Genomic DNA, 26,409 nt, shown 5'->3' on the forward strand with positions numbered 1-26,409 from the left:
AAAAATGTCTTCACCCAATTTTATGACGAAACGTTTATAGCAAAAATGAAAAACTGCTATTCTACCTTAGTAACTAATATATCCTAGAACTAAGACTGGTTTATCTTCAAAATGTTCAATATTGTTACTATTCAGTTTTCCTATATGCTTTCTATAAAATATAAAAAGAGGTAGAATCAGTAAATTTAAAGGATTTGATTTTTTGAAATGATTTATTATCGTATTCAGCGTTTTTATACTTTAGGATAACTGTTAAATTATCTTTTTTGTAAAGTAAATATGTAGTTGAGTACACTCCATAATTTATGCATGTCTGTGTTGTGTATCCAATTTTATTTATTCCGCTTGTTTTAAAATCAGCAATTTCAATATTTAAAATAGCGTCTAGTTTCGTTTAGTACTAATGTAAAAAAACCAAACTGATACTAGTAGTAATAAAATTTCACACATGTTCTTGATTTTTATCAAACCTCAAGGAACGATCATCAAACAAGATTAAGTTTTAATAGAAATATTTAATGAGCAACATAAATTTTAAAATTTTATCATCATGTAATTGTAATTCACTAAACTCAAATAAAAAAGGCAAAAGCTTTCGCTTTTGCCTTTAACTTAAAATACATATTGCAATTCTCGTTGCGAAACATTTTAAGCAGCCATTGATAATTAGGGATTATCTAGCTATTAATTTCAAGGGACTATAAACAATGTTTTGACTTATAATTTTACAAAAATAGATACCAGCACTCAAATTATTTCTGTTTAGTTTAATGTCATTTGAACCAGGTGTTGCTCTATGTGTTGTTTGATACACCACTTTACCCAATTGATCATAGATTACTAATTGTACTGTTTCTGTTTGATTTGTTGAAAACTGTATCGTTGTTGCAGATGTCATTGGGTTTGGTACTGCACTAAGAGGTGTTGTGTCTTGAGATAAATCATCTACAGATAAAGTGTCTTGAGACAAACGCAAGTTTTCTAACGTTAATTCCTTAGTAGTGGTAGAACCATCTTCACTTACCATTGTAAATACAACTGTTACAACATCATCTAATGATACACCAGAGCCATTTACAGATTGAAAGTTTGCTATTGGCAACACATAGTTTTGTGAAGCGTTACTCAAGGCAATAGTCGTTTTGTATTGGTCTTCCCAATTAGAAATACTTGCTTTTACAAAAGTTACCTCTAAATTCCCTGTTCCTTTTGCGCTAAATTTCAAACTGTTATATTCACTTAAGTCTACTGCTTTAAATCTTGGTGTTAAAGCTCTATAAGCTGCAACATAACTACTGGTTGTTGCTTTTAAAACCACATTACGCTCAATTGGAAAATCGTTTGGATCAAATGTGAAATCATTTAGCATTATAGCATAAGTATCTATTGTAGTATCTGCTTGATTATCATCAATTCCCCAAGGACCATCAGACATAAATAGATCGTCTGGTGTTGCGATACCATCACCAATTCTAAATCCGATATCAAATAAGTTTCCGGTTTCTAATTCTAGGTTTGTGATGTAGTCTTCATTAAGATTTATTGTAGAGTTAAGAGCTCCAAAGTCACTCGTTTCAGTAGATCTAAAACCTGCATCAAAGGTTACGTTTTCTGTAGCATTGGTATTAATGATTTGCAAATCAAGTGACCCATTGATGTATTTCCCTTTTCTAACAAAAACTGTTGGAGGATTTGAGTTATTATAAGCTGTAATTGTTTTTTGAGCATCTAATAAATTTAAAACTTCTTGACCAAGAGTGTATAAATCATCTACAGAATTTGACCATATTTGAAAATTATAAAAAGCCACATCTTGCTCGTATTGATCTAAATTCCAGTGACTTTCAATTGCAAAGTTTTCTTCGTTATTAATTATTTTAGCAGATAAACTTAAAACAAATTCATAAGTACCATCTGCATTTTTTATAATAGACTTTATAAATGTTTGTTCGTTAATATTAATTGTATTTACAGAAATCAACTCTGCACCTAAGAGACGATCACAAATGTATTTTGTGTGCTCATACACTCCATTTTCTGTTTTAATAGCTAGAATAGAAGCTACAGGTGTATTATCTTTTAAGTAATCTACGCCATAAATATCTGTTGCATTGGTAATGCTCACTAAGTCTGAAGGTGACGCATCAATTACTTCATCTTCATTAATAATATCTAAGGGAATAAAGTCTTCTAAAGTAATTTCTGAATTCGCATTACGTTGTGCATAACTCACGTTTTTTGTTACACGTCTTGCCGTTTGCCTGTTAAATGAATAGCTGTTTTTTGCTCGATTAAAATTACGTGCGTTGATTTGCTCTGAGAGTCTATTGTTACTCTCTAAACCTCCATCATTACTACCTGTTGTTGGTGGAACAATAACTGCACACTCACCAAAACCTGAACACGAAGGATCTAGACAATCTATTAAACCATCACCATCATCATCAATACCATTATCACAAATTTCTTGTAATACTGGAGCCGTAGGACAACGAGCACCATCATTACTAGAACTTGAAGGTCCAAAAGCAAATAAATTTGAGTCTATTGGATCGTTTGCCGCTAAATTTTGAACACTTTGAATAACATAGATTGTTCCGGTTTCGTTAGCCGATACATAGAAACGTCCTGACAAATCAAAATAGACAGCACCATACGTATAGCTTAAACCTGATAATATTGGCACTTCACCTATAGCTAGCACATTTCCGTTGGAAGGATCAATGCGGTATAGAGTATTAGAGTTTTTTGTAACAGCATATAACATACCATCAACTGCATTAAAAGCCCAATCATGTATGCTTAGACTTTGCGATAATGTTCCTGAAGCTTGGAACTTTGTGTAATTTTCAGACTCTGGGTTTAAATCAATTTTATAGTAAGTAGTACCACTTGATTTTAAGTAATAAATTCCTGTAGAACTAACATCACCAACATACCTATTACTTGTTGGCAACTCGTCAATGGTATAAGTGGTTGTAGTAAAGTTTTTACCAATTCTAACTATAGATTTTGTTGGAGTTTTTAAAGATCCCCAAATAAAACCATCAGCAGGATTATAAGCTGTTGCATTAATATCACCAGGAGTTACATCTTCTGCTACTTGATAAGAGTTACCTGATGCTAAGTCAATAGCATAAACATCATTATGCTGAAATAAATAAGCGTTATAGTCGCAGTTAAATGGAATATCTTGCGCTTGAGTTGCTGAACCACATAAGGTTAAAACAAAAAATAATAAATAATTTTTAAAAGTGTAAAGTGCTTTCATCTTGATTTGGTGTTTAATTCTGAGACAAAATTACCTGATAAGATGCTTTTATTTTTAATTTTTCGTTTGGCACTTAGCTTGCCACGTTAGATTACAATTTAGTGTCGACGAGCGGTAACACAATACATTTATCTAATAAAAAAGGCAAAAATAAAATTTCTTTTCACCGCTATAACGTAGCTGTTAATCAATAGTCCTAGAAATATAATCTAACTCATATTGCTGACAGATATGGATAATAAATTACAGTGTAATATCGTTTTTTGTTCGCTATGTTCTCAAGTTTTTAAAACACAAGCATGCTCGACGGTTGGAAATTAAAGTAAATTAAGTCGTTTCATTAACTCTGGACGATTAGAGCGACTTACAGGAATAACATCTTTTTTAATAAGCACACTATTATCTTCAATATCAATAATTTTATCTACATTAATGATATATGAACGATGCACTTTTAAGAATAAATCGTCGGGTAGTTTTTCTTCTATTTTTTTAAGTGTAGAGTGTACAGTATAGTTGATATCTTCGGTTTTTACTAGAATATAATCGCCTTTTGCTTCTACCAAATAAATACTTGGTATATCTATTTTAATTAAACGTCTGTCGATATTAACATACAAATCATTACCTGAACTTCCCTCAACTTTTTCTACTGATGGCACTTCGACTGCTGATGTAGTTACTTTTGAAGACTCTGCTTTTAAAATGGCTTTTTGAAAACGCTCAGGAGTGATTGGTTTCACTAAGTAATCTACAATACAATCGTATTCAAAAGCTTGAATTGCAAATTTAGGATCTGAGGTAGTTAAAATAGTTTTAGGTGGATTTTTTATAGTTTGAATAAAATCAAAGCCTGTAAAGTCTGGCATATGAATATCTAAAAAAACTAAATCGATCTCATTTTGGTTGAGGTATTTTATAGCTTGCATTGCATTAGGAAATTCTTCTAAAACATTTAAACTATCTACATTAGAACACAACTGCCTAATAATAGCTCTTGCTGTAGCTTCATCATCTATAATAATACAATTCATACATGTTTTTTAAAACTGTTCTAAAAAGTCGGTCATTGTAGCAAGTATTAATTCAAATTCGTCTTGCAGCTCTGTACTGCCTTCTATTAAATTATTTTCGAATTGTACAGCGACATCATAACTTTTCTCAAGGCCTAAAATACTAATTTTATGCTTAAGTTTATGAACGATATCTACAGAAAGTTTATTGTTGTTTTCTGCCATGTTTTTAAAATACACTTTTTTCTCTTCAGGGAACTCTACTTTAATAATGTCTATTAACTGCTTTTCAAAAGCTTCGTCTCCACCAGACATGCTGTGTATATAAGATAGATTAGGTTGTTCCATTTTATTGTTTTTTTAGGGTAAAATAAAAAACTGTTCCTTGGTTAACTTTTGAAGTTAACCAAATTTCTCCTCCATATAGATCAACTATTTTTTTAACAATTGAAAGTCCAATACCGGTTGAATCAACAGTGTTTTCAAGTTTTTCGAAAGTTTTAAAAATTTTCTCAAAATAAACTTCTTCTATACCAATACCATTATCCTTAATATAAAACTCCCAAAATTCACCCTTTTCGGTCACTCCTATTTCAATTTCGCCAGCTTCTTTGTCATTATATTTAATACCATTTGATATTAAATTTTGAAATAACTGTTGTAATCTATATTTGTCTCCAGAAACGGTTGGTAAATTTGATCGTTTTATAGAAACATGGTCGGGAATATGAATGATATTGAGAATATTATCTAATAAGTTATTTAAATCAACATTATAAGATTCTATTTTACTTTTACCAATTGTAGAGTATTCTAGGATTCCTGTAATGAGACCATCCATTTTTTCTACGTTTGACTTTATAAGGTTTAAAGTATTATTACCATTATCATCAAATGAATCTTTATAATCCTCTCCTAGCCATGTTGTTAAGGTCTCTATACTGCGTAAAGGTGATTTTAAATCATGAGAAACCATATGCGCATAATCACTTAATTCTTGATTTTGATGTTCTAATTCTGCCAAGAGTGTTTCTCGTTGCTTATTAATTTTTACAATCTCCTTGGTTTGATTGTCTATTAATTCAATTAGTTTTAATTCATCTAGATCTTTATCTAGAGTTATGGCAATGTCATCTTTAGAGTTAGAATCTGTAATAGTATTAACGACACGTCTTAATTTATCGATAACTTTTTTTTGAGAATCAGCTTCTTCTCTTAACTGTTTATTTGCCGCAAATAATTCTTCTGAACTAATAGACATAGCACGTTGTTGCATTATGTATTGCTCTTCAAAATTAGTATAGGATCGCTTTACGGCATCTAAAAAATCAACCAATAACTTACTTTCGGCTACATCTTTACTTAAAAATTTTTTTATTTGTCGATTTAATAAAGAAGACATTATTCGCTGATTAAAGTTATGGTCATCGTTTGATTGTGTAACTGACAGTTGATTTCAGAATTGAATGGTGCAATTTCGCCATAAGAATATAACCCACACACAGTAACGTCATCACCTATAACAGATACAACTTCTTCTATTTCTTCTTCAATACGTTGATCTAAAACAAGTTTACGACCAATACAACTAACCAAGATAGCTAATTGTGGTTCATTTTTTCTAATGTCTTTAGCCTGAGATGCTGCTAATTCTGATGCATTTGCAATATTATCAATATTTGTCATCATTAACTGAACCTTAGAATTCACTGGTATATCACCAGCTAAGATCATAGCATTAGTATCTTCTTCAATATTTAAAATAGTACGTACATAGGATTGTTTCTCTTGTTCTGTTTTCACATTTAAGGGATACAATAATGCTGCGCCTGGTAACTCTTTTGATTTTTCTCCTAAATACTGTTTATATAAATCTAGAGCAGGTTGACCGTCGAGTTCATACAAAACATTTGACTTTGATTTTGTGACCACGCGTTCTGGACCAAAAGGTGACCAACCACCATGTATAGCAAAAGAGGCTTCAAACGTTTCTCCGTAAAACCCAATGGCGACAATTTCGCCTGGCTTTGGATTTTCATTGTAAGCTGCTAATGTTTTCTCAAAACGTGCATCATCACCACAAAGACCACCTGTTATTAATATTTTATTTTTGGCAGCTGCATTCATCCCTTTGGTAAGCTCACTTCCGTTTATAAAACTTCCTTCGGAAATTACAAAAACATGCTTTAATCCTTCTTTTGTAAACTGATTAATTAAATTTTCACCAGTTACAAAACTGTCTAAATCTGAATTTAAAACATTACTCGTTTTAATCTCAAATTTTGTTTTTTCAAATTCTATAGCGGTAGCAACAACGCTGTCATCAGTTACAAAATAAGCTGTAATATCTCCACTAGTAGAACCAAATACAATATGAGCATCTGGAAATTTCTCTTTTAAATCTGTATAAACATTTTGTTCTTCTAATAGATAGCGATTGCCAAAAACCAATATTAAAGGCTCAATTAAGTCCAATTTTTTAGATAAATACTTCCAATTTTCATTTTTGTGCTTAATTAACTGAACTGTTTTCATATAGCTATTTCTTTATAGTGAAGTAAAATGTAGTACCTAAATCAACTTGACTTTCTAGCCAGACTTCTCCTTCATGCAGATCAACAATTTTTTTAACTATTGATAAACCAATACCTGTTGAATCTTTACTTTTCTTTAATGAATGAAAAATCTTAAATATTTTATCGTGAAATTTATTATCAATTCCGATGCCGTTATCTGCAACTGAAAATTCATAATAACTCGGTAATTCCTTAACATTTATATCAATTTTACCTTCTGGTTTATCTATAAATTTTACAGCGTTACTAATTAGGTTTTGAAACAGTTGTTGCAATTTGGTTTGGTCTCCTTTTACTACGGGTAACTTAGTATTTATAGATACCGTAATATGTTCTGGTACGTATAAAATTTTAACTAAATCAGTGATTAGAACATCTAAGTCTACTTCTGCCTTTTCTTTATCTTCAGAGCCAGCACTTGAGTACGCTAAAATATCTGTAATAAGCTGCTCCATTTTTTCTAAGGTCGTTTCTATATGTGCAAAATTTTGCATACTAACCTCATCTAAAATGGTTTTATTATCTTCTTTTAACCAACTTACTAATGCGTTTATACTTCTTAAAGGTGATTTTAAATCGTGAGAAACAATATGTGCATACTCATGTAGTTCATTGTTTCTGGTTTCTAAGGTTTTTAATAATCCTTCTTTTTGGAGTTGAAGATTTTTTAAATCTGTGATATCAAAAGTAATACCTATTGAACCAATAATATTTCCGTTTAAATCATAATTAGGAGCACCACTTATTAGCCAATATCTTATATCACCGTTTTTCTTTTTTACTCTAGCCCCGTACGCATTACTTCTTCCGTTTTTTCTTTCAATGTTTTTTTCATGCACGAGTTCCTTGTCTTCCTCTGCTGGAAGTAATTCTTTTCCTACTTGACCTATAAGTTCTTCTTCGGTATAACCTGCCATTTCACAAAAGCTATAGTTAGCCATCATGATTTTTTCCTCCTTATCTAGTTCAATTAACCCTAGATGCATATTAGCTATAATACGGCTGTATTTTTGCTTTTCTACCTCTATGGCTTGCCTATATTTGTTTTCGAAAGTGACATCTCTAATGATACCTTGGGCAGCAATCGCTTTATTATTTTCGTCTATAATAACACTAGCGTTTACCTGAGCGATAATTTGTTTTCCAAATTTTGTGTTTAATTTTACTTTAAAATCTGTTACTGAACCTTCAGACATCAGCACTTCAAACGTACTCATCACATTTTCAACTTCGTCTTTATCTGCAATGGCAAATAAATTAAAATCGTTATTAGAATTATTATAGCCTAACAAACTTATAGCAGCTTCGTTCATTTTAAGAACATTGCCCCATAAATCCATTACAATATAAGCATCAATAATGTTTTCGAACACACCTTGAAGTTCTGTGGTTTGTTCTTTTACTGTTTTTTGAAGTTTAGAATTTGCTTGTTTTAGTTCTTGAGTTAAATCATATAATTCGGTAGACTTTTGCTCCAATATTTCTTCAGCAGCTTTTCTTGCTGCTTTCTCCCTTTTTAGGGCTCTTTTGTAAATTTCTATCTCGTCCTTTAGCCCTTGCTCCATTATATCTTTTCTATAAAGAATCTAACTTCACTACCTGAGTCATTTAGTTTTTCAAACTTAATATCAACTGGAGTTTTAAATAGCTTAAAGGTTTCTAACATAAGCCCTTTACCTAACATATACAATGCTTTTTCAGATTTGTACACCAAGACCAGTTTGGTGTTGGTTTTTTCTTCTAAAATAAATGTTGGTAATTGTGCTTCAGGATAAATTTTTTGTACTTCTACGTGTATATGATTTTCTATAGAAGCTAATAGATCTAGTGGGTCTTTGTAGTGTTCCACTAAATTAGGATGAGATTTAATTAAGGCTTTAAAAAGGTGCTCAGAATACACTATTAATAAATCATCTACAGAAATACTAGTGTTTTCACTTAGATGTGTAATTAATTGTAACATTTCAGAAAACTCATAAGTACCAACGGAAGTATAGACACCGTTTGACTCTAAATTTGATTGGTTGATGATTTCATCAACCATTCCTAAACCAAATTTTTCTTCAACTAAATCTAAGAATTCTGTAAATATTATTCCTTTCACTATGCTGTTATTAACTCATTCATGCTCCAATATGATAATAATTTTTCAATTTTAAAAACATAATCATCATATTTTAATGGTTTTAGCACATAACCAGCTATACCTATCTCAAAACAGGCCAACAAATCTCTTTTATTACTTGATGTCGTTAATATTATAGTAGGAATATATTTTAATCGGTCGTCACTCTTTAATATTTTTAAAAACTCAATACCGTTTATTTTAGGCATATTTAAATCCAACAAAATAACATCTGGTAGTTTATCTTTTTGCTCTAAAACTTTTAAAGCATCTTCACCATTATTTGCTTCTACGATATTATGTTGAAGTTTTAACGATGAAACTGCCCTGTTAAGTTTCATAACCTCTATCATATCATCTTCAATTAATAAAATATTTAGCTTACTCATAATTGTGTCTTGTTTACTTTTCAAATTCAAAATTACCTTGAAATCCATTAAATCTAATTAGATTTCGTTTGAGCGTACTTTAGTTTAGGTGGATAGCAATTTACTATCGACGAACGGTAAAATTACTGTATTCACATAGGCTACAGAGCTTTTTTAACCTTACTAATCGACGTATTAACAATATCATCGATAAACGGTAAAATCTACTGTTCTAACATTTTTAATAGTGAATTGACACTGACCAACTTACATTAGAAATACGCTAATTTTTATAATAAATTTTAATCGAAATTATAATACACTTTGATTAAGAAAACCTAATAACTTTCATTCGTCATCTTAACGCATAAACATTACGATATATTATTATTTTTAGAACTTTTTTTATTTAAAAATTAGAATCACAACACCTTGTAATTCTTAGTTTTAAATCTGAGGGATAAATAGATTAACTACGTCAAAATTAAAATTTACTTTAAAGGAATTTAGCTTTTTTCGACGAGTGGTCGAAATCGTATGTTGCATGGCAATTATCTTTCTACAAACGAAAACTAGAGATTGAAGCCTTAAATTTGTTCTCTCAATTTCTTAGGCAAACCACTAACAACCAGGTAATAAGAGTGATCTATTAAATCTATAATTAGTTTAGGAGATAGCTCACCTGTGAGCACATACACACTGTTCCAATGCTTCTTATGCATATGATAACCTGGTTTAACACTGTCGAATTGTGCTCTTAGTTCTTGCGCATAGTCTGGATCACATTTTAAATTTATAAATGCGTCGCCATTTTCCCATCGTTTTAAAGATGTAAGCGCAAACATTTTATTACAAACTTTAAAAACAAGGGTATCATTATCAAATGGAAAATGCTCGGTAACGCCTTTTTTATTTAAGCAATAATTTCTGTAGTCTTCTATATTCATTATAAGCGTCTTTCCTTAACTTTTTCTAGATATTTTAATTAAATATAACCCAAATGCTAGTACAAATTATGTGCATCTATAATCTTAAACATTAAAACCTTACATCGCTTTAGTCTTGGCTCTTCGTTAATAGCCTTCATTAACTGCTTAGCGTATCCTTTGCCTCTATGCTCTGTAAGAATAAACACATCCATAATATAAGGTAAAATCACATAATCTGTAACCATGCATGCAGCTTCTAATTACTTATACCCTATATAATCTCCAAAATAATAACAGCGATTAACTGAGGTTTAAATCTCTTTTTTAGCACGACCCTTTACCTAATACGATGGTGTTAAAAATGCATAAATTACTTCAATATCTAAACGAGATTGAACATTTGATATCACCATCAGTTTTTAAATTTTTTAGGCACATTATCTTCTATTTGCAAAGCTGTATAATCCAATTTCCAACCTATAGTTTCTACAATAGTTTCTATAAGTAAAACGGAGTCTAGAGCTTCTTTTTTCGCAATTTCGTAAAGCCCACTTTCTGGAACTTTATTCATAATATGAAGTTTGGCCTCATTGTGCAATTCTGTAAGATCTGAGGCTTCAAATTTATTAAACATGCCATCAGACTTGTCATAATAATTCAAATCTGTTTCTATACTCAAGACTTCGGGTTGCGGAAAGTGAAACAAGGTTACTGTTTTTGTTTTTACATTAGAATCCATTTGTATTTTAGACAAATCAAAACCTACATGTGCTTTGGCATTGATAACGACTAGCGCTTTCTTTTTACTGGAGATGAGTTTCAAAAAACGTTCTTTTACATCTTCATAATGGTAAATTTCTGCAAAATCACCTTCAACGGTAATAAATTTACAGACTCTCTTTATTTTGTCTAATAATATTACCGATTGTGAATTGGTTTGTTTTTTGAGCCTAAATTGTTTCACAATTGTCACAATACCTAAGGTGACCAAAATGCTTAATATGATTATAAAAAATGTGTCCATGGTAAGTTATTTCTATACAATATTGTATGTTTAGGAACTGGTATTCAAAATTTAAGCCATACTTTGGATTATAGATATTTCCGAAGAAAAAATCATACTTTAATTAATCTAAAACTTTATACAAAATAGGTTTGCTAGGTGAAGCATCATTCTCAAAAGGGGCTATTTGTAGGTTTAAAAAGTACTCACCATCACTAACATGATTTGGCACATAAATAAGCTCTGTGATGGTAGCTCTTTTTCGTAGTTTACCGTTGAAATTCCAAAATATTTTATGAGCCTTCAAATCGCCTCCATCCTCTTCTTTATCTATACTTGGCAAATCTATAAGCAAATGTTTAATTCCTTTTTTTACTAAAAAAGCAACGGCATCTTCTTGTAAGTATGTCCAATTTGTATTTGAATATTGGTGTGATAATTTATCTTTAGTATTAGGTATTGTTCGTATTACAACGGCATCTCTTTTTTTGTTTCCTAATGCAAATTGTAATTGCGCTTTTGAGATTACAGTATCTCCTTTTAAAACTTCTGGAGCCACAGTTATAACTTCTGCTAAAAAGAAATACTGCTTTAAATTTTTATTTACAGAGTGAAATTCTTCGGTGATATGACCAACACATTCGGTGTGTGTACCGTGTCCATGCGGATTAAAATTTATAGTATTAAAATTCACAGCAGCACCTTCGGCCACACGCATAACGTTGTCATCAAATTTAACCGGTTCTATTGTTGGCTCATCAATATACCATGCATTTACATTTGATTTTGAGGCACGTAATGGTATCGAAATATCAAGGGGTTTCGTAAAATCTATTTGAAGTTTTCTAGAGTTGTATTGGATAGTTGCAATCAATGTTCGTTTATTTTAAAGAGTTGTGAAGCGATCCCATCACACAAAAATTTTCCTTTTTTGGTGACCAATAGCTTTTCATCTTCAATATACAATAATTGTTGATTTATAAAAGTTTGAGATTGCTTCAAAAGATATTTTTTGTACTCCAATCCATATTGAGTTTCTACTTTTACCAATGAAACTCCCCAAACGGTTCGCAAACCTGTCATTATATATTCGTTATAACTATCGGTTACGCTTAATATTTCTGTTTCCTTCGGACATGTGCCAGCTTCAATTGCAGTGATATATTTTGAATTATTTCGAACATTCCAACTACGCTCATTCCTGACGAAAGAATGTGCAGATGGCCCTATACCTAAATAAGGCTTCCCTTGCCAATAGGCCGAATTATTTTTACTAAAAAACTCGTGCTTACCAAAATTAGACAACTCATAATGTACAAAATCATGAGCCTCTAAAGCATCTACCAATATATGAAATTGCTCGTGCGCCAAATCATCATCAACATTTGCAATAATCCCTTTTTTTATAAAACTCTCGAGAGCCGTTTTGGGCTCTACAGTTAATGCATAACTAGAAATATGCGGAATCCCAAAACTTAAAGCCAAATCAATATTTTGTTGCCATTGTTGGTTTGATAATCCTGGAATCCCATAAATAAGATCTATTGAAATATTATCAAAATACTGCGTTGCTTCGTCTAAACAGGCTTTTGCTTCTTTCGCATTATGCGCTCGATTCATGAGTTTTAAATCGTCTTCAAAAAAAGATTGAATGCCTATTGAAAGTCGGTTAATACCTATATTTTTGTACGCTTCAAAAATAGATCCCGAGTCTATTTTGACAGATTGCTCTGCTTTTATTAAATCATCAGGATTGGCTTCTAGTGTAATTTCTGGTGCTTCGGAAACGTTATAATTTGCATATACCTGCTGAATTAAAAAGTCTAATTCTTTTATTGTTAAGAGCGACGGTGTTCCGCCTCCAAAATAAATGGTTTCGACGATGGTGGTTTTAAACTCAAATTTCCGAAGAGATAATTCTTTTGCTAGTGCATTTACAAGTTCATCTCTCTTTTTTAACGAGGTTGAAAAATGAAAGTCACAATAATGACAAGCTTGTTTGCAAAACGGAATATGTATGTAAATGCCACTCATTAGTTTTTACGTTTAGGTCCTTTTACATATTGACGCGTATCTTCTTTTACCACAAAAAGTTTTGGATTTAAAGTTTGAAGTGTAGTGATGTTTTCATCTGAAATCACCTCATGATCTACCAACAAGTGTGTGAGTTGCGGCAAACTTGCAACCGTTTTTGGTATTGTGGTAAAACTATTATTATGAAGCCACAAACTCTGTAGGTTTTCTAAACCGAGAACCTCCTCAGGAAAGGTTTTGAATCTATTAAAAGCTAAACCACAAAAGTTTAAATCATGAAGCTTAGAAAACGATTTTGGTAAGGTTTTAATATCATTATTTCCTAATGATATATGTTCTAAACTAGAGAGCTCGCCAAAATAATATGGAAGTTCATTTATTTTATTTGCTGCAAGATTAATGTATTTCAAATTAATTAATCTGTCTATCTGTTCTGGTAGCGTTTTTATTGTGCCTGCATTACCAACAATACTAACTAACGCGCTGCATGAAGCTAGCTCATCTCTTAATCGTGTTAAACCATTAGGTGAAACATTGAGCATTTGAAGACAACGTAATTGACCTATAGATTTTGGTAAATCTCTTAACTTACCATTACTACCTATGTTTAAATATTTTAAGTTGATAAGTGCTCCTAAATTTTCATTTAATACTCTAAAATCATTGAATGTCATACTTAACATGAGTAGATTACTTAACTTATTGATATTATCGGGTAATGTTCTTAAATAACACCTATCGAGTTCTAAGATTTTTAGATTAGGAAATTTTGCCAGATCATCAAATAATTGCTCATTGTCTTTAAATCGGTTTCCAGAAAGGTTTAAATATTCTAGATTTTTAAATTGAAATAAGGCTTCTGGGAGTTTTGTTATTTTAGAATAACTCAAGTTTAAAGAATATATCTCATCTTTTTGACTTAATAAGGATTCTAGATGGTCTTGTTTTTCTAAATAAAAATATTGACTTAATAATGCCGATTTATGATAGCCTTTATCTTCAAAAATATCGAGTTCAATACATTGGTTTGTAATTGCAACACTAATATCTTCTAATTTTGCATTAGGCACAACAAATATGGCTAAGTCTTCAAATACCAATTCGTTATTTTCTATTTGTTTTAACAAGGCATGGTTAGGCTCAAAACCTCTATCTTCTAGAGCTGCCGTCTCCCAAAGTGCGCTTTCAGTTTCGCCTCCAAAATGTTTTGAAAACACCCAATAGTAATAAGTGTTTTTTAAATCTTCATAACTACCGTTTAAAGCTAAACGTTCTTTATAAGCTTGTTCTGCAATTTTAAATTTCTTTGATGCGAAAGCGATATTCCCTTTCCAAGCTAATAGATATGCATTTTTTCCTTTTATTTTAATTAACTCATTTACACCTTGTAAAGCCTCATCTAACTGATTATTTAAATAGTAAGTTTGAAATCTAAATACCTTAATCACATCATCCTCTGGAAATGCGTTTAAATACACGTTTAAATCGTTAATGATGTCAAAATTATTTCGTTTTTTTTGATGTGAAGAAATTAAGGCTCGTGTTAAATAATTTTCAATTTGAATTGTGTCTCTTTCTATAATTTCATTGATTAGTGTTTTTGAGCGTTCCCAATCTTTATCCTCATACGCTGTATTAAACTCCAATTGTAAATCTTCATCACTTAAAAAAGATGTACATGACATCAAAAGGAATACACATAGAATAGGAAAATATTTCATGACATCTTAACAATTAACTAAAACTATTTTTTTACGCGATCTTCATTCTGTTTTACAAAAGCACTCCAACCCGAGTAACTTTTACCAACCTCAACACGACCTTGATTATAAAAATGACATACTGCTGCAGCAAGACCATCCATAGAATCTAGATTTTTTGGTAACGTTTTTAAGCCTAACATACCTTGTAGCATTTTTGCCACTTGTTCTTTACTAGCATTTCCACTACCTGTAATTGCCATTTTAATTTTTTTGGGTGCGTACTCAGTAATTGGAACCTCACGAGATAAGCCTGCTGCCATAGCAACACCTTGAGCACGCCCTAATTTAAGCATACTTTGTACGTTTTTACCAAAAAAAGGAGCTTCAATTGCTATTTCATCTGGATGATGCGTATCAATCAATTCTATAGTACGTTCAAAAATGAGTTTTAACTTTAAGTAATGGTCTTTATACTTTTTTAAATCCAGCTCATTGAGTTGTAAAAACTCCATTTTTTTTCCGGTTACTTTTATGAGTCCAAAACCCATGATCGTTGTTCCTGGATCAATACCTAATATAATTTTTTCTTGGCTCATTAATTAGCAATATTGACATCCACTGAGTGAAAATGAAATTCCGAAGGTAATAGTCATTAGGTTTCCATTAAACGACCCAAAGCCTTCTGTAATGGGATCAAAATCACCTCCAAGTCCTGCTATATAAGAAACATCTGTATATAATGACATGTATTCACTCATGGCATAATGCACCTCAAAACCTGCCATTAAATTTAAAAATGAGTTTTTATTTTCCCCAAAATCACCTAACGGTTTTACAAAAGTATAACCTGGTCCTGCGTGAGTTACTATCCCCATTCTAGGAGGCAAAAAGGTAATAGACTCGGTTGGATCATAAACCAATTGCGCATTAATTCTTGTATAGTTGGCTTTAAACTCAACAGAGTTATCATCACTAGAAAAACGATTAAATCCAAAATCTAGTTTTCCTCCCAATTGACGCTTAAACATGTATTGAACACCCAAATTTACAGTTGGAAAGTTAATAGACTTCGCTTGAAAACCATCTACAAATCCTGATTGCGACGGACTATTAACACCAATAGCAATTTGTGCTTTGATTTCATTTGTAGCTTTTTGAGAATGACTAAATGAAAAACATAATATTGCAATTATTAAAATACTAATGTTTTGAAGTCTGTTATTTGAGGTCATATCATTATAATGGTTTAATTTGTGGACAAAATACCAAATACACATAATTAATCTATGAATTTTGGTGGTCTTCCATACAAAACTAAACAATTCTTTTTTGTACTTATTAAATTAAGCATTGTTGTTGGTGCTTTTTATTTTATATACCATAAATTAACTCACAATGACGATTTAGACTTTCATGATTTTATACACTTTTTAAATAAAAATGATGTGTTTTCATTTAAAAACATCAGCATTTTACTCTTTTTATCCATTTTTAACTGGTTTTTTGAAATATTAAAATGGAAAAATTTAGTGAGTTTTTTAACTACTATTTCTTTTAAAACAGCGTTAGAACAAAGTTTAGGTGCTTTAACCGCATCGTTATTTACACCAAACCGAATTGGAGAATATGGCGCTAAGGCTATGTATTTCAAAACTGACCTGCGAAAAAAAGTCATGCTCCTTAATTTAATTGGCAACATGATGCAAATGACGATTACAGTGATTTTTGGCTGTATTGGTTTATATGTGATGCACTCCACATATAACTTAGATATAAACTATTTTAAAATGTCTAGAGTTCTATTTATCGTTGTTGTGATTATTGGTTTTGCTTTTTTAGGATTTCGGCAAAACACATTTAAAATTAAAGGGTTATCTATAGAAAAATTGAAATCATTTTTTAGAGATCTACCGTTTAAAATTCAATTAACTGCATTTGGATTATCTATGTTGCGGTATTTGATGTTTTCATTTCAATTTTACATGTTGTTAATTATTTTTGGAGTTGACATCTTGTATTTACAAGCTATGATGGTCATAACAAGTATGTACATATTATCTTCTATAATACCGTCAATCTTTATTTTTGATGTGATTATAAAAGGAAGTGTTGCCGTGTATTTATTTTCAATTATTGATGTAAATGAGCTAACTATACTTAGTATAATAATGGTTATGTGGTTGCTTAATTTTGTTTTACCAAGTATCTTTGGCAGTTATTATGTGTTAAATTTTAATCTTCCAAAAACAGATAACACGTTATGATTACCCTTGTATTTATAATTACTTTTTTATACCTCGTGTTAATTGGGAGTTTTGTTTATGGCTTTGACAAAGTGAACGATTTTAAATTGGAAGACATTTCTCCAAAAACAAAATTTTCGGTGATTATTCCTTTTAGAAATGAAGCCGATCATCTTCCTGCTTTACTAGCATCTATTTCAAAATTAAATTATCCAAAGTCATTGTATGAAATCATTTTAGTTGATGATGACTCTGAAGATAATTCTATTGAAACAATTTCTTCCAGCTCACTACAGGAGCTCAACGTTGATATTTCCGTAGTAAAAAATGTTAGAAAAACATCATCTCCTAAAAAAGATGCGATAACTACAGCTATTCGTCAATCAAAATACCCTTGGATTGTAACTACAGATGCAGATTGTATTCTATCAAAATATTGGCTAGATGGTTTTGACAACTACATACAACATCATAACCCTAAACTGTTAATTGCACCTGTGACTTTTACTGGAGTAGATACTTTTTTTAAACGATTTCAACTGTTAGATATTTTAAGTTTACAAGGTGTAACTATAGGTAGTTTTGGGATACATAAACCGTTTTTATGTAATGGTGCAAATTTGGCTTACCAAAAAGATATTTTTAATACTGTTAAGGGTTTTGAAGGGAATTCACATATATCAAGTGGAGATGATATTTTTTTACTAGAAAAAATAATTAAAAGAGACAAAAACAGTGTACACTACGTAAAAAATGATGCTATTGTTGTATCCACGACACCTGAATTAACCTTTAACAATCTAAAATCGCAACGCGTTAGATGGGCTGCAAAAACCTCTAATTACAATAGTATATTTAGCAAAATTACTGCTATAATAGTTGTATTAATGAATGGACTTTTGGTGTGCTTTCCATTATTGTATGTTGCTCAACTTTTAACTTTAAAAACACTCGTTTACACTTGTGCTATTAAGTTTTTAATAGATTTTCTATTACTATTTAAATCTGCTCGGTTTTTTAACCAAGCTCAATATTTATCTTCTTATATTTTATCTTGCTTTATCTATCCTTTTTTTAGTATTTATGTGACCTTCATATCTATTTTCTCTAGTTACAAATGGAAAGGTAGATCCTTTAAGAAATAGTTGGTGTGGACTATCAATTATTTTTGCTAGATTTACTAAATCCAAATCCGTAATTGTAATGAAAAAAATAGTTGTTTTATTTTGCTTAATCATGAGTTTTTCTTTCACCGAAGCTCAAGAAGTCCACTATATTAATGGAGAACGTTTTGAATTAAAAACCGAAGTTGATGGCAAACTCGACCTATTATGGAATGTCATTGACGGCAAGTATCGTTATTTTGTAAAAACGGTAAGCGATAATATCATTGAGTTGAAAAACACAAAAATAGATGGCAAATTTCAAGAGGAATATAAAACACTTTTAAACGAATTAACAAGTGAAACCCTATCTACTAAGCGTTTAAACCTCACTCTTTTTAGCCTAAAAGAATTTATTGATACCTACAATAGTAATTCAGATTCTAATTATCAAAGCACAGCAGTTAGAAACAAATTACAATTTAGACTTGGCGTTTTTGGAGGTCTTACAAACAGTCCGTTTATTACTAATCCTGATAACTTAACAACACCTCAGTTTGGTGGAGAATTAGAAATTTTAGATGTTAATCAAATTTCTAGACACGCTGTTTTTTTACAAGCAAAACATGTGTTAGAGCAAGACGAATTACAATATTCTACTACAGAAATAGCGTTGGGTTATCGTTTTAGAGTTATTAATAAAGCGGCTTTTAGTCTCTACGGAAATGTAAAATTTGCAACTCTAAATTTCACTACAGCTAAAGTAGTTACAACTATAGATGACGTTATTACCACACAAGACTTTAGCCAAACGGCATTTGATGTGCCATTTATTTTTGGTGTAGGAGCAGATATTAGACTCACAAACAACAGCTATATCACACTCGCTTATAACGAACTATTTGCAATACTTTTAGACAATCAAGGTAACTTTTCACAAGACTTCACAATAGGTTACAAGTTTAACTTATAGAACACATACCATGTGAAATTATCAAATTACAAAACTAATAATCCTGTGTTTACAGGGTATTTTTGGGACAACCCTCCATCGTCTTCAAAAAAGATGACTGTGTCTGGTATTTTCTTTAAATCTCTTGGTTGTATTTTAGTTATTGCTGCAATTACTGCTTATTTATGGAAACTTAATGAAGCAGGCATGCCAATGAAATGGTTTACACTTGGAGGTATGTTAGCAGCCATAATTATTAGCATTATTATTTCTGTACGTCTTCATTGGGCTCCAGTTCTTGTTCCGTTGTATACAATTGCAAAAGGTGTTTTTTTAGGCGGATTTTCAGCATACGCACATAAACATTACCCTGAGTTACCCTATCAAGCCATAGGTGTAACTATTATCACGTTTTTGGTAATGCTCCTACTGTATCAAACCCGAATTATAGCGGTTACAAAAAAACTGAGAAGTGTAATTATTACGTCTGCAGCTAGTATTTTTGTGGTGTATGTAATCTCTTGGATTTTAGGTTTCTTCGGAATTAACACCTACATCTGGGGAACCTCATGGTTTGCTATAACTTTTAACTGTATAGCTGCAATTGTCGCTTCATTTTCTTTACTTCTTGATTTTGATCATATAGAACGACAAAAAAATAGAGCGCCTAAATGGAAAGAGTGGCTTGCCACTTGGGGACTTTTGGCAACTTTAATTTGGTTGTACGTTGAAACCTTACGATTAATGCAAAAGTTTGCTATTCGGTTTTAGTTATGCCACTTTGGAAGCTCAATGCAATGCACTTAATAAAAAACATTACCTTCTTATAATCATGAGATTTCTCCTCGTTCATGCTTCGCTTTGTCGAAATGACAACAGTTCTAATTATTAATGTTTCCAGTAGAATTCAAAACGCTATTCAATCTCAATAATTACAGGAAACATAAACTGCGTTTTCACTTGTTGACTTCGCTTAATGGCTGGATAAATAATTGGTAATGAATCTAAACTTTTCCGAAGTAAACTATCTAATTGCGGTATTTCAAAACGCGTAGCTTCATGACTAATAATATCGTTAATCACAAACGTGCCTTGACTATCAATTGTGATTTTAAGTTGTACTGTATCATGAATTTCTTCGGAAACGATAATCTCGTATTTGGCTAGATTTTGATTAAGAATTTGGCGTAATGTACTTTCAAAACAGGCTTTTTTACTTGCTTTGATTAAAGTGCTATCGCAAGTTTCAAATGAAGGATACTCATCAACATCATTCCAGTTGAAAGCTTGAAGTTCTTCTTCTAAAATATCATTTGAATATACTTTCTTCTTTTCGAAAAAATCGCAAGAGGAGAACGTCACTAAGATTAAAAAAGCAAATATGCGGTTCATAACAGTACAACTGAAACCGAAAAGTACAATTTTTTTAGCTACTAGATTCTATTAGTCAGTAGTCTTAGTAAATTTCTCCTCTTTGAGCTCTGTTATACGTCTTGATGCAAATTGAGAATAAAAGGTATCTGGATGTTTATCTCTAAAATCTTCGTACATTTTTATCTTCGTATCTATATCTGCATAATATTTATCTTTTGTAGAAATGATGTAAAACTCTGAGCTAATGTTTTCGGGATTTTCTTTTAACGATTTTTGAAAAGCGGCAATGGCATCTTTGTTTTTGTCTTGTCTATTAAGAACAGTACCCAAGAGTTGATATTCATAATCTAGAGGTACATCTTTTAACGCTAACGCTTGTTTAACATATTTTTCGGCATTGATGTAATCTTTGAGCCTATTGTAATAACTACCAATTAACAACATGGCATCAGAACTATACGGATTGTATTTTAACACCAATTTACGTTGCTCGATAGCCAACTCATAATCTGCAAACTCTGCATGAAGCGTACTTAATTTTTCATGAATAAACTCAGAAGATTCTCCCATTGCAATTAGTTTTTTAAACCAATCTCTTGCATTGTGGTAATCCTCTTGGTAATAGTAATTTTGAGCTTTTAGGCTAATGAGTTCTATATTATTTTCATAGCTCTCAAGACCTTTATCTATATAGCTGTGCGAGATTTGATGTTTCCGCTTTATTAAAAAATGCTTAGCGATTTTAAAAATTGCTTTTTGATGGGTTGGGTCTAAATCATAAGCCGATCGAAATCTATTTAATGCAGTAGAATCATCTTTCATGCGCTCTAGCGCTAATCCCATTTCGTAATGATAATTGGGATTGCGGTAATCGATATTCATTAATTGATTAAACACCTCTATTGAAGTTTCAAAATTCTTGGTTTTAGATAATAATCTGGCATATTCGTATAAAATGAGTCCGTTTTTGGGATCGGCTTCTGCTGCTAGTTTGTAATAGTTTAAAGCATTGTCATAATTACCTAAAGCCATATAAGATTTTGCGATTTTAGCATGGACTTCATCTTGGCTAGTGAACGTTTTATAAATGTCTATTGCTTTGCTGTAGTTACCATTACTATATAAACTATCAGCTTGACTAATTGTTGATGGTTGCGCTTCCAATTTAAAAAATGAAAGCACAACTATAAATAGTATAAATAATCGCATTAATTTTTCTTGTTTTCTTTGACGTCTTCATGAACTTGAAATACTATAGGCAATGAATAATTAACAATCACTGGTTTACCATTCATTTCACCTGGTTTAAACTGAGGCAAACTATTAATCACTCGTTTTGCTTCATTTTCCAAATCTGGGTGTGCTGCTCTTGCTTTTGTATTAATAATTGAGCCACTTTTATCTATTTGAAACATCACATTGATGCGTTGTTTTCCTTTTAAACCCAATTTAGAGGCCATATTTAAATCGAAATTTCTATTCACATATTTAGAAATATAGTTACTAAAACACTTCTTTGCAGCTTCTAAATTTGTTTCGTTTTCACAGTTTTCAGCTACAGGCGCTTTATCTATAGCTACAAAAGGAATTTCATCTTCATTTTTGAGTTTTTCTTTTACATCTTCTAAGTGTTCTATTTCTTGAATTGTGGTTGTATCTTGTTGCACTGGATCTCCTTTAACCTGAAACACAATTGGTAAATTATAAGGTACAGTAACTACCTTACCTTTTTGTTTTCCTGGTATCATTTGCGGCAAATTTTTAACAACACGTTCGGCTTCATCTTCTAATGCAGGATGTGACGCTCTAGCTTTAATACCAACAACATGCCCTTCTTTACTAATTTTAAAAATAACATTGATACGTTGTCTACCAACTAAGCCTAAACTATCTGCAAGTTTTGTATTGAAATTTTTAGCAACATGTTTAGAAATGTTATCACTCATACATTTTTTACGTTCTTCATTTGTTTCTAAATCGTCGCAAGATGCGAAGGTTGGTGTTTCTTCTATGATTGAGAATGGGACTTCTGAGTAAGCATCAAGAATTTCTGTTTCCTTAATCTCGATAATTTCGATATCATCTGAGTTGGTATATTTGAAGGAATCTTTCTCTTTTCCGAAGTCATAAATTTTAGAATCGTTGTAATCTGAAACGATGAGCTTGTGATACTTATCATCTGTTTTTAATTGCTTTAAATGTATGTCTTGCTTTTTCTTTTCTTCGGAAGTTAGATTATTTATGTCTTCAACAAATAATCTAAGTGCTCCATCTTTAATACCAGCTTCCCATATCTGTTTAGCATCTTCAGTTCTTTTCCATGCAAGATATTCTTTATAGGTTTTTCTGATTTTTGAAAGCACTTTCACTTCACTTTCAAAATCTTGACTAGTTAATGAACCATCTTCAGATTTGCGCTTTATAGATTGATCTGATAAGTATTTCATATATACCTCAAATCTGAAATATTGAACTTTGGACTGCACATATTTACGTCGTCCTGACATTACAAAATCTAAAATTTCTTTAAAAGATTTTCCACTTTTATCCATATCAACTAACTCTTGATACAGTTTTTCTTTCAACTCTTCATCTGTTAACTCCTGAGTGTCTTGTTGTTCTATTTCCGAAGAAGATGTGATTGTATGTTCCTGCGCATAAGACGAGGTATACACGAGCATTGTAAATACAATTGGAATTAACAAGGCGTACTTGATCAAATTAATTTGGCGAGATTTTGATTTGCTTAACATGACTATTCGTTTTTTGATTAATGATTGTTTAAAAAATGGGTTGACAAATGAGAACTGCTGGGTCTCAAAAACTTGGGTTAGTAAATTGTCATAATACGCTTGTTTGTTTTGACCTTTTACTGCTTTTGAGTCTGCTACATATTCATGAAGGGTTGCCATTCTATTTTGATACATATAAACTAAAGGATTGAACCAAAACGCTATGCGTAAGAGTTCAAAAAACAGTAAGTCTAATGAGTGTTTTTGATTAATATGTATCATTTCGTGCTCTAAAATGGTAGCGCTTTCTTTTGGCGACAGCCTGTTTCCTAAAAAAATATAATGAAAGAAAGAAAAAGCTTTTGTACTATTTAACAAACAAACAATCACCACATTACCACTCCAACGTTTTGGATTATTTGATACTAACAACAACAGTTTAACAATTTTATAAATTAAAAACAGTGCTGCCATACACATCCCAGAAATTAAAATGATGTTCCAAATGGACATTGAATTTGGTTCTAAATTTATGCCTGCTTCCATTGCAATGATTGGATCAATTGTACTTGCTGGTTTTGTGGCTTCACCTATAAGAACTTCGGGTAATCTAATCACAAAATCTTTGGCTACAACTTCTTTAATGCGCTCAATTTTTATAAACGGTATGACTAAAGATAAGACTGACGTACTCAATAAATAGACGCGATTAAGATTGAAAAACGTCTCTTTCCGAAGAAACACATCATAGATGATTAAAAACAGTAATTGAAATGCAACGACTTGTAAAATATAGTGTAACATGCTATTGGTTTGTTTTATTAATGTCTTTCAAAATGGCTTCCATATCTTTTAAATCGACATCATTTTTTTTCACAAAAAAGGACACCATACTTTTAAAGGAGCCTTGAAAATAATTATCAACTAGGTTGTTTATAGATTGATTGCTGTACTCCTGCTTTTTAAGAAGCGGGAAATAAATATGACCTTTACCTTGTTTTTCATAATCTACAAAGCCTTTATTTTCTAATATTCTTACAATTGTAGATACTGTATTGTATGCAGGTTTTGGATTGGGCAGTTGATTAATAATGTCTTTAACATTAGCTTTTTCTAATTGCCAGAGGACTTGCATGATTTCTTCTTCGGCTTTTGTGAGTTGTTTCATATTTATTTCCCAACTTAATTGGGAATCTTGTTAATTAAACTTTATTATTTTTTCGATTCACTAGCGCTTAACCAGAGCATTAAGTTCCTTAGAAAATCAATGTTATTTGGAGCGGTTTCCGAATTAAATCCAACATGAAATACTCCGTCTTCATTAGTAATAGTTTGTGCTGTAAATTGTGCGGCTTCACCAAAAACGGCGAGTTTGCCTTTACCAAAATTCATAATTGCACCTTGGTAACTATCTTCTAGATCTTTACTAGGCGTATCGTCTTCAAATTGCCATGCAATTTCTGGTTGCTCACATACATCTCCTTTTTTAAATTTTAAAATCCCAATGGCTTTTTCTGGTTTTTGAAATGAAGATCCCATAAATGTGGTCACACTATGTATGGATTTGCCATAAGTACCATCTGTTATTTTAGAAACTAGTAGTCTATTATTTTCTTCGGAAAAAATGTCTGATGCTCCTTCTGGTTTTGATAATTGTGCAAAACCGTCACAAAAATCAAACCCAAAGGCATTGGCTAACGTGTTTGTTGCTCCCGAAAAAGGCATATGATCTGCAATGATGAGTAATCGTCCACCTTGTTCTACCCATGTTTTTAGAGTTTGTATGTCTTCCGAAGAAAAAGCATCATAAATTGGCTGTTGCCAATTGCGTAAGTTTTGAGAATTGATAGCATTTGAGATGACTAAAACATCTGTTTTATGAAGTAATTTATAGGTTGTTAAAGATTTTACTTGATAGCCATCGCGTTCTAAAAGCGTACTAAATGGTTTAAAACGGTCCTCTTTGGTATGAAAATTATTATGTAATTCATCAATAAAAACAGTTGGCCCTTCATCTTTTTTAAAAAACGGTGTTGTTATTTGAGGCACTAATGTAGTATCGACTTCTTGTTGAGCCACAGCAAGATATGAAGAGCACAATATACAAAGACATAGCATACATTTAATCCTAATAAAGACCATTTTAATAAGTATTTAGGTTTCAAATATAACTAAAACTTTAGTTCAAACTAATTTTTTAGTTTGAAAATGTAACATTTTTAACACTTTTGCGTCTTATACATAGAATATTAAATACTAATAATGGACATTTTTTTAGTTGTGTTAGCAGCTTTTTTTATGATTTTAGGAATCGTAGGTAGCTTTTTACCAGTTTTACCAGGACCTTTAACCAGTTGGATTGGTTTACTCATTTTTCACCTAGCCGATGTTGTCCCAATGAATTGGACATTTTTAGGCATTACCTTAGTCGTAGCTGTTGGGATTTGGATTTTAGATTACATCATTCCTGCCATGGGAACCAAACGTTTTGGTGGCACAAAAGCTGGAGTAATGGGCACTTCTATAGGATTAATAGTAGGTTTAATAGCGCCAATTCCTGCCGGAATCATTATTGGTCCCTTTTTAGGTGCGCTAATTGGAGAGCTTTTAAATAAAGCCGAATTCAACAAAGCCCTTAAAGCTGCATTTGGCTCCTTTCTAGGGTTTATAGCTTCAACCTTTATTAAATTTGTAATAGCAATGCTATTTTTAGGTTTATTTATAGCGAAGTTTTTTGATTATAAAGAAGTCCTTTTTCAATAGCATTTTACATAAAAAAACCTAACACTTGTTGAGAAATGTTAGGTTAGTTTTTTTTGCTATTAATTCAACAAATTACTTAAAGGGATTAAAATAATCATTGTTGATGTGTTCAAATATATCTATTGTTTAGAACTTTTTGTTACGGAAAAACCGTAAACTTGATGCGGAAAAACCGTAGTTTACAGCAATAACGGTAGTTTCAGGACGACTCAAGAATTGA

Annotated in this window: 26 protein-coding genes; 5 read left to right on the top strand and 21 right to left on the bottom strand. The window is 31.4% G+C overall.

The window, feature by feature from the left end; translation table 11 throughout:
* Nucleotides 1–673 precede the first annotated feature (673 nt).
* The 16 genes from TD29_RS09730 to TD29_RS09800 all read right to left on the bottom strand — a co-directional run bounded on the left by TD29_RS09730 (nucleotide 674) and on the right by TD29_RS09800 (nucleotide 16,254).
* Nucleotides 674–3,271, bottom strand: coding sequence for a T9SS type A sorting domain-containing protein (locus tag TD29_RS09730; RefSeq protein ID WP_040280359.1), 2,598 nt, complete (start codon nucleotides 3,269–3,271; stop codon nucleotides 674–676).
* A gap of 317 nt (nucleotides 3,272–3,588) precedes the next feature.
* Nucleotides 3,589–4,305 (bottom strand): LytR/AlgR family response regulator transcription factor, encoded by a 717-nt coding sequence (locus tag TD29_RS09735; RefSeq protein ID WP_040280360.1) that lies wholly within the window; start codon nucleotides 4,303–4,305, stop codon nucleotides 3,589–3,591.
* A gap of 9 nt (nucleotides 4,306–4,314) precedes the next feature.
* Nucleotides 4,315–4,632: a hypothetical protein gene (locus TD29_RS09740; RefSeq protein ID WP_040280361.1), complete on the bottom strand. Its 318-nt coding sequence runs from the start codon at nucleotides 4,630–4,632 to the stop codon at nucleotides 4,315–4,317.
* Nucleotide 4,633: 1 nt separating this feature from the next.
* The gene (locus TD29_RS09745) at nucleotides 4,634–5,686 is read right to left on the bottom strand and encodes a sensor histidine kinase (RefSeq protein ID WP_040280362.1); all 1,053 of its coding nucleotides are present in this window, start codon (nucleotides 5,684–5,686) and stop codon (nucleotides 4,634–4,636) included.
* Nucleotides 5,686–6,819, bottom strand: coding sequence for an FIST signal transduction protein (locus TD29_RS09750; protein ID WP_040280363.1), 1,134 nt, complete (start codon nucleotides 6,817–6,819; stop codon nucleotides 5,686–5,688). Before TD29_RS09750 ends, TD29_RS09745 begins: the two co-directional genes overlap by 1 nt.
* A gap of 4 nt (nucleotides 6,820–6,823) precedes the next feature.
* A complete protein-coding gene (locus TD29_RS09755; protein WP_040280364.1) occupies nucleotides 6,824–8,425 on the bottom strand; it encodes a PAS domain-containing sensor histidine kinase in 1,602 nt (533 codons plus the stop codon).
* Complete coding sequence (locus TD29_RS09760) at nucleotides 8,425–8,964, bottom strand: heme NO-binding domain-containing protein (RefSeq protein ID WP_040280365.1); 540 nt, start codon at nucleotides 8,962–8,964, stop codon at nucleotides 8,425–8,427. The genes TD29_RS09755 and TD29_RS09760 overlap by 1 nt, the downstream gene beginning before the upstream one ends.
* Nucleotides 8,964–9,374: a response regulator gene (locus TD29_RS09765; protein ID WP_040280367.1), complete on the bottom strand. Its 411-nt coding sequence runs from the start codon at nucleotides 9,372–9,374 to the stop codon at nucleotides 8,964–8,966. The genes TD29_RS09760 and TD29_RS09765 overlap by 1 nt, the downstream gene beginning before the upstream one ends.
* Before the next feature lie 566 nt (nucleotides 9,375–9,940).
* A complete protein-coding gene (locus TD29_RS09770; protein WP_040280369.1) occupies nucleotides 9,941–10,300 on the bottom strand; it encodes an MmcQ/YjbR family DNA-binding protein in 360 nt (119 codons plus the stop codon).
* A 56-nt stretch (nucleotides 10,301–10,356) separates the two neighbouring features.
* The gene (locus TD29_RS18225; protein WP_084203437.1) at nucleotides 10,357–10,527 is read right to left on the bottom strand and encodes a GNAT family N-acetyltransferase; all 171 of its coding nucleotides are present in this window, start codon (nucleotides 10,525–10,527) and stop codon (nucleotides 10,357–10,359) included.
* 167 nt (nucleotides 10,528–10,694) lie between these two features.
* Entirely contained in the window at nucleotides 10,695–11,306 is a 612-nt protein-coding gene (locus TD29_RS09775; protein WP_040280370.1) for a DUF4230 domain-containing protein, read from the bottom strand.
* A gap of 103 nt (nucleotides 11,307–11,409) precedes the next feature.
* Nucleotides 11,410–12,159: a cyclase family protein gene (locus TD29_RS09780; RefSeq protein WP_040280371.1), complete on the bottom strand. Its 750-nt coding sequence runs from the start codon at nucleotides 12,157–12,159 to the stop codon at nucleotides 11,410–11,412.
* Nucleotides 12,156–13,319: a radical SAM family heme chaperone HemW gene (gene hemW, locus TD29_RS09785; protein ID WP_040280372.1), complete on the bottom strand. Its 1,164-nt coding sequence runs from the start codon at nucleotides 13,317–13,319 to the stop codon at nucleotides 12,156–12,158. The genes TD29_RS09780 and hemW overlap by 4 nt, the downstream gene beginning before the upstream one ends.
* Nucleotides 13,319–15,040, bottom strand: coding sequence for a hypothetical protein (locus tag TD29_RS09790; RefSeq protein WP_084203438.1), 1,722 nt, complete (start codon nucleotides 15,038–15,040; stop codon nucleotides 13,319–13,321). Before TD29_RS09790 ends, hemW begins: the two co-directional genes overlap by 1 nt.
* Before the next feature lie 23 nt (nucleotides 15,041–15,063).
* Nucleotides 15,064–15,618: a crossover junction endodeoxyribonuclease RuvC gene (gene ruvC / locus TD29_RS09795; protein ID WP_040280375.1), complete on the bottom strand. Its 555-nt coding sequence runs from the start codon at nucleotides 15,616–15,618 to the stop codon at nucleotides 15,064–15,066.
* 3 nt (nucleotides 15,619–15,621) lie between these two features.
* Entirely contained in the window at nucleotides 15,622–16,254 is a 633-nt protein-coding gene (locus TD29_RS09800; RefSeq protein ID WP_040280712.1) for an outer membrane beta-barrel protein, read from the bottom strand.
* Between the two features lie 54 nt (nucleotides 16,255–16,308).
* On the opposite strand from TD29_RS09800, the gene TD29_RS09805 reads away from it, so the two are divergent.
* From TD29_RS09805 to TD29_RS09820, 4 genes are read left to right on the top strand one after another with little or no spacing between them, the layout of a single operon-like run.
* The gene (locus TD29_RS09805) at nucleotides 16,309–17,286 is read left to right on the top strand and encodes a lysylphosphatidylglycerol synthase domain-containing protein (RefSeq protein WP_040280377.1); all 978 of its coding nucleotides are present in this window, start codon (nucleotides 16,309–16,311) and stop codon (nucleotides 17,284–17,286) included.
* Nucleotides 17,283–18,410 (top strand): glycosyltransferase, encoded by a 1,128-nt coding sequence (locus TD29_RS09810; protein ID WP_040280379.1) that lies wholly within the window; start codon nucleotides 17,283–17,285, stop codon nucleotides 18,408–18,410. The genes TD29_RS09805 and TD29_RS09810 overlap by 4 nt, the downstream gene beginning before the upstream one ends.
* A 58-nt stretch (nucleotides 18,411–18,468) precedes the next feature.
* On the top strand, nucleotides 18,469–19,341 hold the full coding sequence (locus tag TD29_RS09815; protein WP_040280380.1) for an outer membrane beta-barrel protein: 873 nt from the start codon (nucleotides 18,469–18,471) through the stop codon (nucleotides 19,339–19,341).
* Between the two features lie 12 nt (nucleotides 19,342–19,353).
* Nucleotides 19,354–20,091: a Bax inhibitor-1/YccA family protein gene (locus tag TD29_RS09820; protein ID WP_040280381.1), complete on the top strand. Its 738-nt coding sequence runs from the start codon at nucleotides 19,354–19,356 to the stop codon at nucleotides 20,089–20,091.
* A gap of 144 nt (nucleotides 20,092–20,235) precedes the next feature.
* Here the strand turns inward: TD29_RS09820 and TD29_RS09825 are convergent, their stop codons facing one another.
* The 5 genes from TD29_RS09825 to TD29_RS09845 are packed head-to-tail and all read right to left on the bottom strand — an operon-like array spanning nucleotide 20,236 to nucleotide 25,505.
* Nucleotides 20,236–20,712, bottom strand: a complete 477-nt coding sequence (locus TD29_RS09825) for a hypothetical protein (RefSeq protein ID WP_040280382.1) — start codon at nucleotides 20,710–20,712, stop codon at nucleotides 20,236–20,238.
* A gap of 51 nt (nucleotides 20,713–20,763) precedes the next feature.
* On the bottom strand, nucleotides 20,764–21,903 hold the full coding sequence (locus tag TD29_RS09830) for a tetratricopeptide repeat protein (protein WP_040280383.1): 1,140 nt from the start codon (nucleotides 21,901–21,903) through the stop codon (nucleotides 20,764–20,766).
* Nucleotides 21,903–24,230, bottom strand: a complete 2,328-nt coding sequence (locus tag TD29_RS17920) for a M56 family metallopeptidase (protein WP_084203439.1) — start codon at nucleotides 24,228–24,230, stop codon at nucleotides 21,903–21,905. The genes TD29_RS09830 and TD29_RS17920 overlap by 1 nt, the downstream gene beginning before the upstream one ends.
* 1 nt (nucleotide 24,231) lies before the next feature.
* Nucleotides 24,232–24,594 carry a BlaI/MecI/CopY family transcriptional regulator gene (locus tag TD29_RS09840; RefSeq protein WP_040280384.1) on the bottom strand — a complete coding sequence of 121 codons (363 nt, stop codon included), beginning with the start codon at nucleotides 24,592–24,594 and terminating at the stop codon, nucleotides 24,232–24,234.
* A 44-nt stretch (nucleotides 24,595–24,638) separates the two neighbouring features.
* On the bottom strand, nucleotides 24,639–25,505 hold the full coding sequence (locus TD29_RS09845) for a DUF4350 domain-containing protein (RefSeq protein WP_052467070.1): 867 nt from the start codon (nucleotides 25,503–25,505) through the stop codon (nucleotides 24,639–24,641).
* Nucleotides 25,506–25,688: 183 nt separating this feature from the next.
* Between TD29_RS09845 and TD29_RS09850 the strand changes: the two genes are divergently transcribed.
* Complete coding sequence (locus TD29_RS09850) at nucleotides 25,689–26,189, top strand: DUF456 domain-containing protein (protein ID WP_040280385.1); 501 nt, start codon at nucleotides 25,689–25,691, stop codon at nucleotides 26,187–26,189.
* The last annotated feature ends 220 nt before the right edge of the window (nucleotides 26,190–26,409 follow it).

Source organism: Psychroserpens damuponensis, assembly GCF_000826655.1.
In the GTDB taxonomy this organism is placed as follows: domain Bacteria; phylum Bacteroidota; class Bacteroidia; order Flavobacteriales; family Flavobacteriaceae; genus Psychroserpens; species Psychroserpens damuponensis.